Origin of the sequence: Shewanella sp. H8 (assembly GCF_040285065.1) — a bacterium.
In the GTDB taxonomy this organism is placed as follows: domain Bacteria; phylum Pseudomonadota; class Gammaproteobacteria; order Enterobacterales; family Shewanellaceae; genus Shewanella; species Shewanella polaris.
In genome coordinates this window covers 208,086-223,821 of sequence record NZ_CP157213.1, presented here as the reverse complement: position 1 = coordinate 223,821, position 15,736 = coordinate 208,086, and the positions used below count along the sequence as shown (strand labels likewise).

Genomic DNA, 15,736 nt, shown 5'->3' with positions numbered 1-15,736 from the left:
ATATTTCATGGGCCAAGAAACCTCGAAGATTCTCGTTGTCGATGACGACATGAGATTACGCTCATTATTAGAACGTTACTTAATTGAGCAAGGCTTTCAAGTGCGCAGCGCAGCCAATGCGGAACAAATGGATAGATTGCTAGAGCGGGAAAACTTTCACCTTTTAGTACTCGATCTAATGCTACCTGGTGAAGATGGCTTGTCTATTTGTCGCCGTTTACGTCAGCAAGAAAACCCAATTCCTATTGTGATGCTCACAGCTAAAGGCGATGAAGTCGACCGTATTATCGGTTTAGAACTGGGTGCAGATGATTATTTACCTAAACCGTTTAATCCACGTGAGTTATTAGCGCGTATTAAAGCGGTAATGCGTCGCCAAATTGCCGAAGTACCAGGCGCGCCAGCGCAGCAAGAGGAAATGATTGAATTTGGTGAGTTTTCACTCAATTTAGCCACACGAGAGATGTTTCATGGCGATGAAAGCATTGCGCTTACTAGCGGTGAATTTGCGGTATTAAAAGTATTGGTTAATCACCCTCGCGAGCCATTATCACGTGATAAATTAATGAATCTTGCACGAGGTCGAGATTACTCCGCCCTTGAGCGTTCAATTGATGTTCAGGTTTCACGCTTACGTCGTTTAATTGAAAAAGATGCGACTAATCCGCGTTATATTCAAACGGTTTGGGGCTTAGGTTATGTATTTGTACCCGACGGCACCACGCGAAAATAATCAATGAAACCAAAGTTAAAATGGTGGCAACGCTTTTTACCCAGAAGCGCCTTTAGTCAAACTGTGTTACTGATTGGCAGTTTATTACTGATAAACCAATTAGTCTCTTATTGGTCGGTCGCCGTTTACTTTATTAAACCCAGCTACGAACAGATAAACCAACTTATTGCCCGCCAAATCAACATTCTATTTGTAGATGGTGTTGATGTTGGTCGTGAGCATCTCACCATGGTTGACGCGTTAAATGCCAAGGTTCGTGACGATGGCATGACAGTTTACAACTTAAAACAAGCTCAAGAAGCGGGCCTGGGTCGGGCCACTTATTATAGTTTTTTGTCTGAGCAAATGTCGGTATACCTCGGCGGTGAGGCCGAAGTACGTTTTTCACAAGGCGAAAATCTTGATGTATGGATTAAGCCACCGCAAGCACCATCCTTATGGATAAAAGTGCCATTGACTGGTATTAATGAGTCAGACTTATCGCCATTAACCCTCTACTTATTAGTCATTGGCGCGCTCAGTGTAGCTGGCGGTTGGTTATTTGCTCGCAGGCAAAACCGCCCGTTAAAAAGATTACAAAAAGCCGCGGTCGCGGTATCAAAAGGAGATTTTCCTCCTGCGCTACCATTAAGCGGTTCTACCGAAATAGTTGAAGTAACTCATGCCTTTAACCAAATGGCTAATAGTATGAAACAACTAGAGCAAGACCGCGCTTTATTAATGGCGGGTATATCACATGACTTACGTACGCCATTAACCCGCATACGGTTAGCGTCTGAAATGATGGTGGAAGATGATCAATATTTAAAAGACGGTATCGTCACCGACATTGAAGATATGGATTCGATTATTAACCAATTTATTGCTTATATTCGTAACGACCAAGAAGGCATTCGCGAGCCAGATCAAATTAACCGACTAATACAAGAAATCAGCCAACAAGAATCGCATCGCGAAGGCACTATAGAATTATCTCTAGCAGACTGTCCCGACATTGCCATCAATAGTGTGGCAATCAAACGAGTATTAAGTAATTTGGTCGAAAATGCCTTTCGATATGGTAATGGTTGGGTAAAAATCAGCTCATATAACCAAGGTCATTATTTGTGCTTTAGCGTAGAAGATAATGGCCCAGGTATTGATGAAACCAAAGTGGATACCCTGTTTCAGCCCTTTACCCAAGGTGACTCTGCCCGTGGTAGTGTTGGATCTGGTTTAGGCTTAGCGATTATCAAACGTATTGTTGACCGTCATCATGGCAAGATTAAACTGTCTAACCTTCCTCAAGGTGGACTAAAAGCACAAGTATGGTTGCCATTAATCGATAAATCTCAATATAGCTAAGCTAGCTTAAAGAATGCAGATAAAAATGAGCACCTAACTGGATGCCCATTTTTTACATTCGCAATCGATTACTCATCGGTTACTCACCGACGGATAGCGTAGACTACAGTGCAGCTATTACCACTTCAGCGGTACTCACGCCAAATGACTTACCCTCTTCAACATTCAGTAATGTCACTACGCCATTGTCGATTACCATAGCATAACGTTGTGAACGAATACCGCCAAAACCAGCAGTGTCCATGTCTAAACCTAATGCTTTAGTAAAGCTAGCATCACCGTCGGCTAACATCATTAATTCAGATGCATTTTGGGCTTCGCCCCATGCTTTCATGACGAATGCATCGTTAACAGCAACACAAGCAATAAGGTCAACGCCTTTGGCTTTAAACTCGTCAGCAAGTACAACATAGCCTGGTAAATGTGCTTCTGAACAAGTCGGCGTAAATGCACCTGGCACGGCAAATAAGACTACTTTTTTACCGGCAAACAATTCAGTCACGTCGTGGTTAACCATACCGTCTTTAGTCAGTTGGCTTAAGGTAGCTTTTGGTAAAGATTGTCCTATAGCGATCATAATATTTCCTTAATTAATAATAAAAACGATAGCTTACCGTGGGGTCAAAACCCTACGACAGCCCATGTAAAAAATAGACAGAATTAATTCACACAACATCGACACTAATAACCCAAACAATAACCCTATGGCGATGGCTTGAGGTTTTAATAAAATGACATAACTGTAAGCCTGCCAAGCCTCTAATTGAATATCTTTTTGTGGGGCCAATATTATTTGCTGATAAGGACTATAACTATGTTGATGAAAACGGCCCAACGCTTGAGTCAATGATGTATAGCGCTGATAGAGTGATTCAATGCTTTCACCACCAGCACTGAATACTGGGTCGTTATTTTGTTGGTAGTGGCGGATGAGTTTACTGATATCACCAGCAAAAAATCGGTCGGCATCACGCTGAAACTCGGCCAAACTTAGCTTAGCTTCAAGCTGGTGTGCTTCGAGTCGTTGACCGTATTGATCGACAAAGCCGGGAACTTGAATACCAATTAATACGCCACTCACAAATAGTACCAAACGAATGTAGTCCATTAAACGTCGTATCATGATGTCATCGAAAAATCAGTTGTAAACGAATCGTCACAATATCACCAATTACGCAAGTAAGCATCTTGAATAAACAGATGTTAACTTGCGTAACGGGTATGCCTTTTTCAAAGCTTATGTGGCCCAGTAGTAAGCATCAAGGTTTTATTGAGCCGAGTTAGCTCACCCATTATCTAGGTTTACTCAACCAGCAAGACGCCTTTATACATCTGCATTTGGCAATGAAACGGATATTCACCTTTGGCTAACGCTGGCAGCGAAATTACCACAGGTTTATCAAGTGGTAACTCTTCGCTAATGTCCAAGTCTGGAAATAACAAACTTGCAGAGCACCCTGCTTTGTCTTGGCGTAAAAAAGTTAATTGCGTTGCAGTATTAGCCGGCACGGTTATTCTTGCCGGAGAGTAAACACCGTCTTTAACCACAATAGCGTTACTTGCTTGATGAGTTGCGGCTTTGGGTTTGTATAACCAAAACCACCAAACGATAAGGGCAATCAATGCCACACAAAATAAGTTAATTAATAGCATCATTCACTCCTAGTGTTGTTGAGGGGTAAAAAAGCGTAAACGATTGGCGTTGCTCACCACAGTTAATGATGAAAATGCCATTGCTGCACCCGCAACTACTGGGTTAAGTAATACGCCAAACACAGGGAATAACACCCCTGCAGCGAGCGGAATACCCGCCATATTGTAAATAAACGCACCGACCAGATTTTGCCTAATGTTGCCTAACGTCGCTTTACTCACCGCGATGGCATCGGCTAAACCATGTAGCGACCCTCGCATTAGCGTTATGTCAGCACTTTCAATCGCCACGTCTGTTCCGGTGCCAATAGCAAAGCCAACATTAGCTAAAGCCAGTGCTGGGGCATCATTTATACCATCGCCAGTCATGCCTACGACTTCACCTAATGCTTGTAATTCGGCCACTTTATTGGCTTTATCTTGTGGTAATACGTCGGCAAAAAAGTCATCTACACCTACTTTGGCTGCCACTGCAGTGGCTGTCGCGTGATTATCTCCGGTAAGCATAATCACTTTAATACCACTACTTTTAAGCCTTGCTATGGCGGCAACAGAATCTGCTTTAATGGGGTCGGCCACCGCAATTACCGCCGCGAGTTCACCGTCGATGGCAAAATACATTGGCGTTTTGGCTTCTGCTGCTAAGGCTTGTGCTTGTTGTTGATATTCGCTCAAAGCAATGCCTTTATCGTGCATTAATTTCTCATTACCAAATAATAACTGAGCCGATTGATACTGAGCTTGAACACCAAATCCTGCAATAGCAGTAAAATTTTCCACATTGAATAAGGTTAATCCCTTATCCGTTGCTGCTTGGACAACAGCTTGCGCAAGTGGATGCTCAGAATGTTGCTCAATACTCGCTGCCAATTGCAATACCTGCTCTTGTTCGCGTCCACTCACAACAATCATATCGGTGATTTTTGGTGCACCTTCGGTAATGGTGCCTGTTTTATCTAAGATCATGGTGGTAATAGTCGACGCAGTTTGCAAAGCCTCACCATTACGAATAAGCACACCATATTCAGCGGCTTTACCCACACCTACCATCACAGACATTGGCGTTGCTAATCCTAGAGCACACGGACAAGCGATAATTAATATTGTCATCGCCGACACTATGGCGTATCCCACTGAAGGTTCAGGTCCAAAATTGAGCCATACCATGGCGCTGACAATGGCAATAATCATCATTGCAGGAACAAAATAGCTCGAAATGACATCTGCCATCCGTCCAATCGGCGGTTTGGAGTTCTGCGCCCGCTTAACCATGGTAATAATGTGCGCCAATGCAGTATCTTTACCGACTCGCGTAGCGGTAAAGGTGAGTGTTCCTAATTTGTTTAATGTGCCTGCGACAACATCATCATTAATACTTTTTTCAACAGGTATAGGTTCGCCAGTCAACATCGATTCATCAATAAAGCTGCTGCCCTCAATGACCACACCGTCTACGGGAATTTTTTCACCTGGTCGAACACTGACCTTATCGTTTAATTGCACCAAGGCAATATCAATATCGACCGCTTTACCATTGCGGATCACCCTAGCCGTTTTAGCTTGTAAACCAATTAAGCGCTTAATCGCTGCGGAGGTTTTACCGCGTGCCTTGACCTCTAACGCAAGTCCAAGGTTGATTAAACCAATGATCATCGCGGTTGCTTCAAAATAGACATGGCGCGCCATTTCTGGCAATAAATCTGGTGCAAATACCACCACCATAGAGTAAATCCACGCAGTGCCTGTTCCGAGCGCAATTAAGGTATCCATATTGGCACTATGATGAGTAAATGATTTCCATGCGCCAGTATAAAAATGCTTGCCGGAGAAAAACATAATTCCTAAGGTCAGCACACCAATAGCCCCCCAAACCAGCTGTTGTATTGGGTTAGTAACGGTCATGTCACCAATAAACAAACCATAAATCATCAGCGGGATACCCACTGCTAATGCGACAATAGTATGTTTTATTAGGCTTTTATAATATATTGCATCAGCCTGTTCTTTTTCATCGATGGCATCTGCACCACCCTGATCGTTAATCACAATCGCATGATAACCAGCGTTTTCAACGGCCTCAAGCAAATTGGCCACGTCAACATTTCCGGTGACCATGACGCTGCGATCGGCAAAGTTCATTTCTGCTTGGTCAACCTGCGCCACGCTGTTAAGGGCTTTCTCTATTTTGCCAACACAACTGGCACAACCTGCACCCTCTATCAATAATTGGGTTGTCGTTTTGTTATTCATCACAAAGACTCCTTATCGGTAGCCTGACAAGAGGTTTCATGGTTTGAATCAAATCCCTCAATTAAGTGGCAAACCATGTTACCGGTGGGCGCCAACGCGGGCAGGTTTTCCCACTCGTTTACGGCTTGAGTCAGCTTATTACGTAATTTTAGGGTTTCATTGAATAATATTTCAGTTTCGGCCAACTTTTGGCTAACAAGCTGCTTCACAATGGTACAAGCACTTTCACCGTGATCAGTTTTGGAAAAAATCACTTTAATTTCATCCACCGAAAAACCTAAGTTTCTGGCACTCATAATAAATCGCATCCGCGACACTTCTTTGTCACGATAAAATTTATAACCATTGCTAGGCGATTTTGTTGGGGCGAGCAGGCCGATTCGGGTGTAAAAACGAATTGTGTCTGTGGTAACACCCAATAACGTCGCGAGTTCACTGACTTGCATAATCACTCCTTGGGGTAACAACTGTATTGAAAAATAAGATCTACATAAATAAATCTACTGAGCATATGCAACGACTGTAAACCTATGTCTTACACCCATGTCAAGCAGCTAGCAACCCTGAAAATAAAAAACGCCAATATGATCACTCATGTTGGCGTGGATACTTGCTATACAAATCATCTAAAACTGAATGCGAACTCCCTGGCCACTTAAGCCATTGGCACGTTCGCTAATGGATCATTCGCTGATAGATTATTGATCCCAATCAGGGCTAAAATTTGGCGCAGCGACACGATGATTTCGATCTAATTTATCGATTGCCGCCATGTCTTCAGACGGAAGCGATAACGCTAATGAGGCCATATTAGCTTGCGCATTTACCAGCTTAGTTGACGAACACTGTGCGCCAACTAACAACAGAAATAAACCGTCAACCAAGCAAATCTGTTTTGCTCTAACTGCAAATATCTACACACGGTTAAATTGAGCCCTTCGTTATAAGGTTAATCTTGGTTGAATAAACTCAATAAATGCAGAAATACGTCGCGCAACAATAGACGATTTGTAATACACCGCATTCACTTGTTCACGTTCTATGTGAGTAAACTTCTCCGACTGAAGTATGGGCACTAACCGACCCGTCGCGAGATCATCATTAATCATAAAACCTGAAAGACACGCAATGCCATTACCTGCCAGTGCTAGTTGACGCAAGGTTTCTCCATTGCTGGTGCTGATAGTAGGGGTCATAACATCGCAACCTTTTAACGGCCAGTGATTCAATATTTTAGGTTCGGTAAACCCAAGTAACTCGTGGCAAGCCAAATCAGACACTTTTTGTGGCACACCTCTACGCGCTAAATACTCAGCGGAGGCAACAATATGTAAGACACTTTTACCTAATGGTCGAGCATGCAAGGTTGAGTCTGCCAGCTTACCGATTCTAATGGCCACATCGGTACGCTTTTCAAGTAAATCGACATAGCCCTCGTTCGAGGTCAATGCTAATTCAATGTCTGGATAAGCGGCGCGAAAATCTTTCATCAAAGGCACTAATTGATGAAACACAAACGGACTTGCCGCGTCCACACGCAAACGTCCTTGTGGTAGTTCACCACGACGTACGAGTTCATCTTCTGCGCGTTGTAATTGTTGTAATCCACCCCGAACAGATTCGACAAATTGGCGGCCTTCATCGGTTAACTCAACACGCCGAGTGGTGCGATTGAGAATGGTGACCCCGAGCTGTTGCTCTATTTTACTTACCGCACGTGACACTCGTGCAACCTGAATATTGAGTGCGTCGGCCGCCGCAGAAAAACCGCCGCTGTCGACCACCATCAGCAATATATCTAAATCATCTGAACGCGTAAGCATGCATACCTCATCTTGTGCTGTGTCGATCTAAAGAGTCGCTCTAACATCATTGTTTATTGCATTTTTAGCAAAAGTCATTTGCTAAACATACTGTTTTTAACAATATAAATCTAATCAATAATGACGCCCATCAACTGACTGACACATTTATCGCGACGGTAAATCCTAGCGACAACCTAAGAGGAACACATTATGCCGTTAGCTTTACTCGCATTGACGCTTAGCGCCTTTGCTATTGGAACCACCGAATTTGTCATTGTGGGGTTAATCCCCACAATGGCACAAGACCTTAACGTATCATTACCATCGGCTGGCTTATTGGTCAGTCTTTACGCATTAGGTGTCGCCATTGGCGCACCAGTACTCACCGCATTAACTGGTAAATGGAATCGCAAACACGTATTGCTGGCGGTAATGAGTTTATTTGTTGCGGGTAATCTATTGGCTTGGCAAGCGCCCGGTTACGAAACCTTAATCGCTGCACGCATTATCACTGGGTTAGCCCATGGAGTGTTTTTCTCTATTGGCTCAACCATTGCCACTGGGTTAGTACCCAAAGAAAAAGCCGCCAGTGCGATTGCCATTATGTTTACGGGGTTAACTGTAGCCTTGGTGACAGGCGTCCCTTTGGGCACCTATATTGGTCAAACCTTTGGTTGGCAAGCCACTTTTTTAACTGTCGCAATTCTTGGATTTGTAGCCTTGATTGGCAGTAGCTTGTTGGTTCCAAATAATTTACCTCAACCACCCGCGGCAAAATTATCATCGCAATTAAAAGTACTCACTCAACCACGGTTATTACTGGTCTATGCCATTACCGCATTAGGTTACGGCGGCACATTCACAGCCTTTACTTTTTTAGCCCCCATTTTAGAGCAAGTGTCTGGTTTTGAATCTCAATCTATTGGCTTAATCATGTTGGTGTACGGGATATCGGTCGCTATTGGTAATATTTGGGGCGGAAAAATGGCCGATAAAATGGGCCCAATTAAAGCGTTAAGTATTATTTTCAGCGGTCTTGCGACCATATTAGTGATATTTAATTTTACTGCGGTTAACCCTATTGCCGCTGTGATCACCATTTTAGTCTGGGGCGCGTTTGCATTTGGCAATGTACCGGGGCTACAAGTTTACGTGGTTTCCCTTGCACAGAAGTACACACCCGACGCCGTTGATGTGGCTTCAGGATTAAATATTGCCGCTTTTAATGTCGGTATTGCACTTGGGTCTTGGGGTGGTGGGCTAATTGTGGCTAACGCTGGCCTAATGCATACACCATGGGTTGGTGCGGTGATTGTGGTTATTGCCCTAGCATTAACACGTTTCAGTGGCTCACTAGACAAGAAAACTAACGCTAGCAAGAATGCTCAAGTGAGTATTCAAGCGAGTAGTTAACCGAATAGTTAAAAGAATAGTTAAGCAAAGACATCAACGCTGATATTCAACATCACGATTGGATCGATAAGCACCAATGTGAGCCCGTATCTGCGATCTCACATTGGTCGCTATCATTGTGCTCACATTCAGATGTTATAAACCCCAATCGGCTTTAGGTAAATGCTCCACAAACCAGTCAAATGCACGGCCTTGATGATCTTTATGCCAAGCAATGTACAAACTCTGATTCGGACGAGGTATTGAGCATTGTTTTTCAATTAACTCACCACTGTCAAAATAGCACTGCACCATGTGCCTTGGTAAAAAACCAATCCCTAATCCTTGTAACTGTGCTGCAATCTTAGTTTCCATGGTGTTGACCCTAATCACCTGCTTACTGTTGAACATACCGCTGCTTCGTGTCGGTAACACTTGCGCGGTATCAGCAACCACTACTGATGCATATTCTGTGAGTTTGTCGGCTTCTAATACCTCATCTACAAATGCTAATGGATGATGTGGCGCTACCGCAAACACAAATTCAATCTCGCCTATTTTATGGGTTTGAAATACACCTCTAGGTAACTCGCCAGAAGCGCCAATGACAATGTCTGCACGGCGACTGTGTAAGGCATCCCAACCACCACCGACAGCTTCAACATCCACACTAATGTCGACCGAGTGTTCTAGCTGATTAAATTGTTCAATTATTTGAAACAACTGACACTGGGGGATAACCGTATCGCGTGATAGCCTAATTTCGTTTTCCCAACCGGACTCTAATTGCTGCACAGAATCAATAAGCCGGTTAGTGGCTAGCAAAATCTGACGCCCTTGCTCTAATACGATTTTACCTGCTGGCGTCAGTTGTGCTTTTTGCCTTGTACGGTCAAATAATGCCGTGCCCATGTCGTCTTCAAGTTTTTTGATGGTGTAGGTTAATGCTGACGGCACTCGATACAAGGATGCCGCTGCAGCTGCAAAACTGCCCTTGCGCTCAATGGCGTCTAGGGCCCGTAGTGCATCGATGGTAATGGCATGGTGCATGAATTTATCCTCATTCAAAAAATTTGAACTATTAACTCAGTTTATTCCGATTTTTTATTCAATCAAGTCCCAATATACTCATTATCAATCGCTGAGGCAGGCTAAATAAGCCTTTAGCAACCATCACAGAATAGTTCAAAAATATTGAGGACATACACCATGAAAGCACTGATTAATCGCATCTCACACTCTACCGCTGGTTTTAGCACATTAGCATTACGTGTTCCTGTAGGGATTATATTTATGGCCCACGGCGCCCAAAAATTATTTGGTTGGTTTGGCGGTTACGGCCTAGAAGGCACTGGGCAATGGATGGCGTCAATGGGAATGGAGCCAGGCGTGTTAATGGCCTTTATGGCAGGCAGTGCTGAGTTCTTTGGTGGCTTATTTATTTTACTCGGTTTACTGACTCGCCCAGCTGCTGTCGCACTGGCCTTTACCATGGTGATTGCCATTGCCAGTGTTCACCTAAGCAACGGCTTATTTATGTCTAACAACGGTTATGAGTATGCCTTGGCATTATTAGCGGCCAGCGTGTCATTGGCTTTATCGGGTTCGGGTAAAGCAGCGCTAGATAACGCGCTTACCCGTCGACTAGCTAAGTAACCTCAGCTCAAATTAGCAAACCCAAATTTCGATCAATACCAATCAGATCAAAACACAAATCTGATTGGTATAAACGTATATTAAGCGTTAGGAGAACATCATGATCACTTTACGTCCAGCAAGCGAGCGCGGCACCGCCAATTTTGGTTGGTTAGACAGTAAACACAGCTTCTCATTTGGCAGTTATTATGACCCAGAGCATATGGGCTTTTCAGCCCTGCGAGTCATTAACGATGATAGCGTTGATCCAGGTGCGGGATTTGCCACTCACGGCCATCGTGACATGGAAATCATCAGCTATGTGCTCGAAGGTTCAATTGCCCATAAAGACAGTGAAGGCAATGTTGAAGTATTGCCAGCTGGTGAGTTCCAATTAATGTCTGCTGGCAGTGGTATTACTCACAGTGAGTACAATGCATCGGCTACAGAACCACTGAAGTTTTTACAAATTTGGATCCAGCCAAATACCTTAGGTAATACACCTAGATACCAGCAAAAAAACTTTGGTCAAACAGTGGGTCTAACAACAATTGCTACGCCAACGGGTGAAAATGGTACCCTGAAAATCAAGCAAAATTCGACTTTGTCGCAACTGATTTTGGCACCGCATTCAGAGTTTATTTACACCGTAGAAGCAACACGAAAAGTCTATGTGCATCAAGTTGCTGGTGAGTTAGTCGTAGACACTGAAATACTCGCTGCAGGTGATGGTGTAAAGATAACTGATGCACAAACGATTACGTTGAAAAACAAACAAGACGACCAGTCTACTGCATTAATATTTGATTTACCGTAACCTAATAGCTATGTGAATACTGCTTTTGCCTGCGATAGATTATCGCAGGCAAAAGCAGTCACTGATAACACAAGCCAATTAGTTTACTGTGATTGCGTTTTCTAACCGAGCGGTTTGATTGGTAGTAGTCAGTTTTACGGCAGTAAAAATACACACTGCAACCATTAATCCCATGCCAATCTGTACCCCTATGACACCATGGTATCCATTTTGCCATAACGCTAATATTTGCTCAGGAAACAATAACCAATCAGCCACAATCGTGATGATCAATATGCTACTGGTGAGCAACAGTAACTTGCTAATATGACGCTTAATATCATTCACTTTTAAGCTGAACAACATCACGGCCAATAGTGACGCGACAAAACACCCCACTAGCCATTCGCTTCGTCCATATAAGGTTGCAGGCAATAGCCGTTCACACAAAAAACCAACTGCTGTCGCCACAATAATGCCACCACAACCGCCAATCGTCATTGCTGTCACGATAGCAATACTGCGCGGTGAAGACTGGCGCTGAACACGACGTTTATCGAGCCATAACATGTTGCCCGCAACAATCATGGCACTGATCGCCATCGCCAAGATAAAGTACAAAATACGAATATCTACACCAGCAAAGTTACTGAAATGCAACGACACAAGCACATCTCGACCTTGACGAAATACATTATAGTTATCGGCGTTAACTTTATTTATTACGCTGCCATCTTGCACTCGATAAGTCACTTCATCACGTTGAGCAAAACTCGCTGTATCGGTACCACGCACTTGTACTAAGGCATTTTCAGCACCGTAATGATGGAAAATAATATTACGTAATTCAAAGTTAGGTTTCTGTTGAGTTTGCTCAATTAAATTGAACGCATTATCCATATCCAGTGGCGTTTCACTTCGAAGCTCAGTGGTACGATTAAAACCTGCATCATTAAACAATGCTTGTCGATCGCCCTGATAAATAAACACCACAAAAGCCAATTGAAACACTATGGCCAAGTTAAGGATCAAGCCGCTTAGCGCATACATCAAGGTAAAGGGAATGGTCATCACTCCTACTACGGTATGGAGATCGAGTAATTTATCCCGGCGCTGTTTATCGACTCGATACAAAAAGAAATGTTTCAGTAATTTACGTGCATGGATAAAAATTCCTGACACCAGTGCAAATAAAAATATCAACGCCACCATACCAATCAGGTAACTACCACCGGGTAGATCTAAGTTGTAATGCAGGTGATAAAAAAACTGTGATAGATAAAAATCATCTTTACCCGCCACTGTGTCACCACTTTTAGGATCGACCAATATCGCCATTGAGTGACTATCAGACGGCGATTGTGCGCCAATAACATCTAAATAAAAGATATAATAAGGCACCAGTTCGGTAGGCATGTTAATCCGAAAACGACCATTATAATCAACCGGATATTCAGCCAACTTTTGCTCAACGAGTGTTGCTAACGGAATATCTACTTGGGTGTTATCGACTGGATGATGTGGCGTGATGGCCCATTGTGCAACTTCATCGTGAAACAAGGTCACCGCGCCGGCCCAAAATACCAAAAACAATAAAGGTGAAATAATTAACCCTAGCCAACTGTGGGCTTCGATAAGATTTTTAATGACTTTATGCTGTACGGGAGGATTAGATTTCATTGAGGTATTCATAACTTAGGTTTGAGAAAAAAATAACAACGCATTGATAAAGCTACTGGCCACAAGCCATTTTACGCACACGACACTCGCCGCCTTTGCGCTATTGCGGCTGTAACAGAATGCTATCACCCCAACCCACACACAAAAACCCAGCATTAGCCCAACAAATAGTTTTACATCTACAGCTGCGGGTAATATTCGAAAAACGATGAGTATTAAACTGATTGCCAGTAGTAATCCCCATAAAAAAGCGGCGAACGACTTGGGCCACATGATTATTTAACTCCAACGAGCATAATGCTGACAAACAACGCAAAGCCAAACGAGCTCACCCAGATACTGCGACCTTTATAATGCGACGCCACCAGCACCAGTAATATCCACATTGTCATCATACAAATTAGCACCATTAAACTGGCAACTAATAGGCTGTAAGTATGGCTAAACCCCCACACTGCAAATAGCACTGCTACACCACATAAGCTCCAAGCTAATAATTTAGGGAAAGGCAAACTCAAAAGCTGCTGTTTATCGGATGCCAAATAAGCAAACAAACAGCCAAGCCATAAAGAAGAGACACTGATAAGTTCCATCTGATACATTCCCAACCCATTTAACGCAAATGATAATGATTTGCATTAATTATCCCGAATGTAGTTGTTTAATACAAGCTGATTATGAACCAAGCTTATAAATAATATCCAATATGTGATCTTTTAGCCTTATAGACACACCTTTTGCAGTAGTCATGACTATCAATATTGATATAAAAGTCATTTCACCACATGCATCAGTATGCCGATGAGGCAATCAAAAAATAGCAAACGGAATGGCCGTTAATACTAACCTTAGACAACTAGGTTTACGGCAACATAAAAGCAACCTTAAAAACCTTTACTTAACAGTAAGCTAACTAAAGGTTCTTTTTTTACAATCCTCGTGTTACTCGTCACATTGCTGATGTATTATGTGATACTAAGACATAAATAAATGAGTCAATATCATTTCTGGACAAAGGCCTTCCCCTTGCTTAGGATTAATATTTGACCAATCATAATAATAATACAAAGTCGAACAGGGAATGTTAGATGAGATATTCCCTTCTCTTTATCATTTTTTATTTAAAATAAGGCAATGTAATATGCTAAAACGCATCGTTTACGGCGTATGTGGTGCAGCTATTGTTGGGCTTGGTGTATTCAGTTTATACGCTTGGCACCCTGCAATTGATCCCGTCGTACCCACTCAAACAGATTATTCTCCACAAGTTATCGAACACGGAAAAATCCTTGCTGCAGCAGGTTATTGTAGTACCTGTCATACTCCGCCAGGCGGTTCGGCTTATGCTGGTAACTATGAAATGCACACCGACTTTGGCACCATTTATTCAAGTAATATCACCCCTGATGTTGAAACGGGTATTGGTAACTGGTCACAAGCCGCTTTCGCTCGCGCCATGCGCACAGGTGTGAGCCGCGATGGACACCATTTATTACCAGCGTTCCCTTTTGAACACTTTAATAAAATGACCGACGATGACATTAACGCTATTTACGCTTATATCATGACGTCTGTTCCTGCGGTTAACCAAGTCAAAAAAGAAAACGGTATTCCATTTCCGCTTAACATTCGCTGGTTTCAAGCCGGCTGGAAACTGCTATTTGCTGACACCCAACCTTTTGAGGTCAACAACGAGCAATCTGCTGAATGGAATAGAGGTGCTTACTTAGCTGAAGGTATTGCTCACTGTGGTGCCTGTCATACTCCACGTAATGCTTTAGGGGGTGAAAAGTACGCACAAATGTACCAAGGTGCTGCCATCGATGGATGGATTGCACCATCGTTAACCTCTACTAGCACTTCACCAATTCCTTGGCGTTCACAAGATTTTTATGAATACCTCACCACGGGTAATTCTCCATATCATGGTAGTGCAGCAGGTCCAATGGCGCCAGTTATGCACAAAGGCCTGTCAGCTCTACCAGACAGCGATCTACAAGCTATTAGTGGTTATTTTGCCAGCCTTGCCCGCACCAATAATACCGATGAGCCAGACTCGAGTAGCACTTTACAAGCTGCGATAACGGCACAACATCAACAGCCAGATCTACGGCTTGATGAAGGTGCACGTTTATATGCTACAGCTTGCCAAGCATGCCACTACAGCAGCGACCAATTAGTTAAAGGCCGACCATTAATTACTATCGGTTCAGCGACCCATCTTGATAAACCAACTAACTTGATTAACGTAATACTGGATGGTGTCCGGAGCGATCAAGGAATTAGCGGTGTGGTAATGCCAGGATTCCGTGATGCACTTAGCGATGAAGACATTACTGCTATAGCAGCTTATTTACGTCAAGCAGCTGGGGAAAACACCTGGCCGAAATTACAACAACAAGTGGGCGAGATCCGCAATCAACCCCGATTTGAGCACTAATTCACTGG

At 43.2% G+C, this 15,736-nt stretch carries 17 protein-coding genes; 6 read left to right on the top strand and 11 right to left on the bottom strand.

What is annotated here, in order from left to right:
• Positions 1-7 precede the first annotated feature (7 nt).
• Both ompR and envZ read left to right on the top strand, forming a co-directional pair.
• Positions 8-733, top strand: coding sequence for a two-component system response regulator OmpR (gene ompR / locus ABIS04_RS00950; RefSeq protein WP_137223790.1), 726 nt, complete (start codon positions 8-10; stop codon positions 731-733).
• 3 nt (positions 734-736) lie between these two features.
• Positions 737-2,077 (top strand): two-component system sensor histidine kinase EnvZ, encoded by a 1,341-nt coding sequence (gene envZ, locus ABIS04_RS00945; protein WP_350432293.1) that lies wholly within the window; start codon positions 737-739, stop codon positions 2,075-2,077.
• Positions 2,078-2,180: 103 nt separating this feature from the next.
• On the opposite strand, the gene ABIS04_RS00940 is transcribed toward envZ, so the two are convergent.
• The 7 genes from ABIS04_RS00940 to ABIS04_RS00910 form a co-directional block, all read right to left on the bottom strand.
• A complete protein-coding gene (locus ABIS04_RS00940; RefSeq protein WP_350432292.1) occupies positions 2,181-2,654 on the bottom strand; it encodes a peroxiredoxin in 474 nt (157 codons plus the stop codon).
• A gap of 33 nt (positions 2,655-2,687) precedes the next feature.
• Entirely contained in the window at positions 2,688-3,200 is a 513-nt protein-coding gene (locus ABIS04_RS00935; RefSeq protein WP_350432291.1) for a DUF2937 family protein, read from the bottom strand.
• 179 nt (positions 3,201-3,379) lie between these two features.
• Positions 3,380-3,730 carry a cupredoxin domain-containing protein gene (locus tag ABIS04_RS00930; protein WP_350433366.1) on the bottom strand — a complete coding sequence of 117 codons (351 nt, stop codon included), beginning with the start codon at positions 3,728-3,730 and terminating at the stop codon, positions 3,380-3,382.
• A gap of 9 nt (positions 3,731-3,739) precedes the next feature.
• Positions 3,740-5,980, bottom strand: a complete 2,241-nt coding sequence (locus tag ABIS04_RS00925) for a heavy metal translocating P-type ATPase (RefSeq protein ID WP_350432290.1) — start codon at positions 5,978-5,980, stop codon at positions 3,740-3,742.
• Positions 5,980-6,426 carry a MerR family transcriptional regulator gene (locus ABIS04_RS00920; protein WP_350432289.1) on the bottom strand — a complete coding sequence of 149 codons (447 nt, stop codon included), beginning with the start codon at positions 6,424-6,426 and terminating at the stop codon, positions 5,980-5,982. Before ABIS04_RS00920 ends, ABIS04_RS00925 begins: the two co-directional genes overlap by 1 nt.
• Before the next feature lie 252 nt (positions 6,427-6,678).
• The gene (locus ABIS04_RS00915) at positions 6,679-6,864 is read right to left on the bottom strand and encodes a hypothetical protein (protein ID WP_350432288.1); all 186 of its coding nucleotides are present in this window, start codon (positions 6,862-6,864) and stop codon (positions 6,679-6,681) included.
• 57 nt (positions 6,865-6,921) lie between these two features.
• On the bottom strand, positions 6,922-7,803 hold the full coding sequence (locus ABIS04_RS00910) for a LysR family transcriptional regulator (protein WP_350432287.1): 882 nt from the start codon (positions 7,801-7,803) through the stop codon (positions 6,922-6,924).
• A gap of 192 nt (positions 7,804-7,995) precedes the next feature.
• On the opposite strand from ABIS04_RS00910, the gene ABIS04_RS00905 reads away from it, so the two are divergent.
• On the top strand, positions 7,996-9,198 hold the full coding sequence (locus ABIS04_RS00905; protein WP_350432286.1) for an MFS transporter: 1,203 nt from the start codon (positions 7,996-7,998) through the stop codon (positions 9,196-9,198).
• Positions 9,199-9,333: 135 nt separating this feature from the next.
• Here the strand turns inward: ABIS04_RS00905 and ABIS04_RS00900 are convergent, their stop codons facing one another.
• Entirely contained in the window at positions 9,334-10,227 is an 894-nt protein-coding gene (locus ABIS04_RS00900) for a LysR family transcriptional regulator (protein WP_350432285.1), read from the bottom strand.
• A gap of 159 nt (positions 10,228-10,386) precedes the next feature.
• Between ABIS04_RS00900 and ABIS04_RS00895 the strand changes: the two genes are divergently transcribed.
• Both ABIS04_RS00895 and ABIS04_RS00890 read left to right on the top strand, forming a co-directional pair.
• Positions 10,387-10,833: a DoxX family protein gene (locus ABIS04_RS00895; RefSeq protein WP_350432284.1), complete on the top strand. Its 447-nt coding sequence runs from the start codon at positions 10,387-10,389 to the stop codon at positions 10,831-10,833.
• A gap of 100 nt (positions 10,834-10,933) precedes the next feature.
• Positions 10,934-11,629 (top strand): pirin family protein, encoded by a 696-nt coding sequence (locus ABIS04_RS00890; RefSeq protein WP_350432283.1) that lies wholly within the window; start codon positions 10,934-10,936, stop codon positions 11,627-11,629.
• Positions 11,630-11,707: 78 nt separating this feature from the next.
• Here the strand turns inward: ABIS04_RS00890 and ABIS04_RS00885 are convergent, their stop codons facing one another.
• From ABIS04_RS00885 to ABIS04_RS00875, 3 genes are read right to left on the bottom strand one after another with little or no spacing between them, the layout of a single operon-like run.
• The gene (locus tag ABIS04_RS00885; RefSeq protein ID WP_350432282.1) at positions 11,708-13,288 is read right to left on the bottom strand and encodes a PepSY-associated TM helix domain-containing protein; all 1,581 of its coding nucleotides are present in this window, start codon (positions 13,286-13,288) and stop codon (positions 11,708-11,710) included.
• A 15-nt stretch (positions 13,289-13,303) separates the two neighbouring features.
• Positions 13,304-13,561, bottom strand: coding sequence for a hypothetical protein (locus tag ABIS04_RS00880; protein ID WP_350432281.1), 258 nt, complete (start codon positions 13,559-13,561; stop codon positions 13,304-13,306).
• 2 nt (positions 13,562-13,563) lie between these two features.
• Entirely contained in the window at positions 13,564-13,881 is a 318-nt protein-coding gene (locus tag ABIS04_RS00875) for a hypothetical protein (protein ID WP_137223810.1), read from the bottom strand.
• A gap of 548 nt (positions 13,882-14,429) precedes the next feature.
• Between ABIS04_RS00875 and ABIS04_RS00870 the strand changes: the two genes are divergently transcribed.
• On the top strand, positions 14,430-15,728 hold the full coding sequence (locus ABIS04_RS00870) for a cytochrome c (RefSeq protein ID WP_350432280.1): 1,299 nt from the start codon (positions 14,430-14,432) through the stop codon (positions 15,726-15,728).
• Positions 15,729-15,736: the final 8 nt, after the last annotated feature.

Excerpts from the sequence above, each read along its gene's own strand:
- ompR (WP_137223790.1), top strand. The coding sequence starts at position 8 with ATGGGCCAAGAAACCTCGAAGATTCTCGTTGTCGATGACGACATGAGA.
- envZ (WP_350432293.1), top strand. The coding sequence starts at position 737 with ATGAAACCAAAGTTAAAATGGTGGCAACGCTTTTTACCCAGAAGCGCC.
- ABIS04_RS00940 (WP_350432292.1), bottom strand. The coding sequence starts at position 2,654 with ATGATCGCTATAGGACAATCTTTACCAAAAGCTACCTTAAGCCAACTG.
- ABIS04_RS00935 (WP_350432291.1), bottom strand. The coding sequence starts at position 3,200 with ATGATACGACGTTTAATGGACTACATTCGTTTGGTACTATTTGTGAGT.
- ABIS04_RS00930 (WP_350433366.1), bottom strand. The coding sequence starts at position 3,730 with ATGCTATTAATTAACTTATTTTGTGTGGCATTGATTGCCCTTATCGTT.
- ABIS04_RS00925 (WP_350432290.1), bottom strand. The coding sequence starts at position 5,980 with ATGAATAACAAAACGACAACCCAATTATTGATAGAGGGTGCAGGTTGT.
- ABIS04_RS00920 (WP_350432289.1), bottom strand. The coding sequence starts at position 6,426 with ATGCAAGTCAGTGAACTCGCGACGTTATTGGGTGTTACCACAGACACA.
- ABIS04_RS00910 (WP_350432287.1), bottom strand. The coding sequence starts at position 7,803 with ATGCTTACGCGTTCAGATGATTTAGATATATTGCTGATGGTGGTCGAC.
- ABIS04_RS00905 (WP_350432286.1), top strand. The coding sequence starts at position 7,996 with ATGCCGTTAGCTTTACTCGCATTGACGCTTAGCGCCTTTGCTATTGGA.
- ABIS04_RS00900 (WP_350432285.1), bottom strand. The coding sequence starts at position 10,227 with ATGCACCATGCCATTACCATCGATGCACTACGGGCCCTAGACGCCATT.
- ABIS04_RS00895 (WP_350432284.1), top strand. The coding sequence starts at position 10,387 with ATGAAAGCACTGATTAATCGCATCTCACACTCTACCGCTGGTTTTAGC.
- ABIS04_RS00890 (WP_350432283.1), top strand. The coding sequence starts at position 10,934 with ATGATCACTTTACGTCCAGCAAGCGAGCGCGGCACCGCCAATTTTGGT.
- ABIS04_RS00885 (WP_350432282.1), bottom strand. The coding sequence starts at position 13,288 with ATGAAATCTAATCCTCCCGTACAGCATAAAGTCATTAAAAATCTTATC.
- ABIS04_RS00880 (WP_350432281.1), bottom strand. The coding sequence starts at position 13,561 with ATGTGGCCCAAGTCGTTCGCCGCTTTTTTATGGGGATTACTACTGGCA.
- ABIS04_RS00875 (WP_137223810.1), bottom strand. The coding sequence starts at position 13,881 with ATGGAACTTATCAGTGTCTCTTCTTTATGGCTTGGCTGTTTGTTTGCT.
- ABIS04_RS00870 (WP_350432280.1), top strand. The coding sequence starts at position 14,430 with ATGCTAAAACGCATCGTTTACGGCGTATGTGGTGCAGCTATTGTTGGG.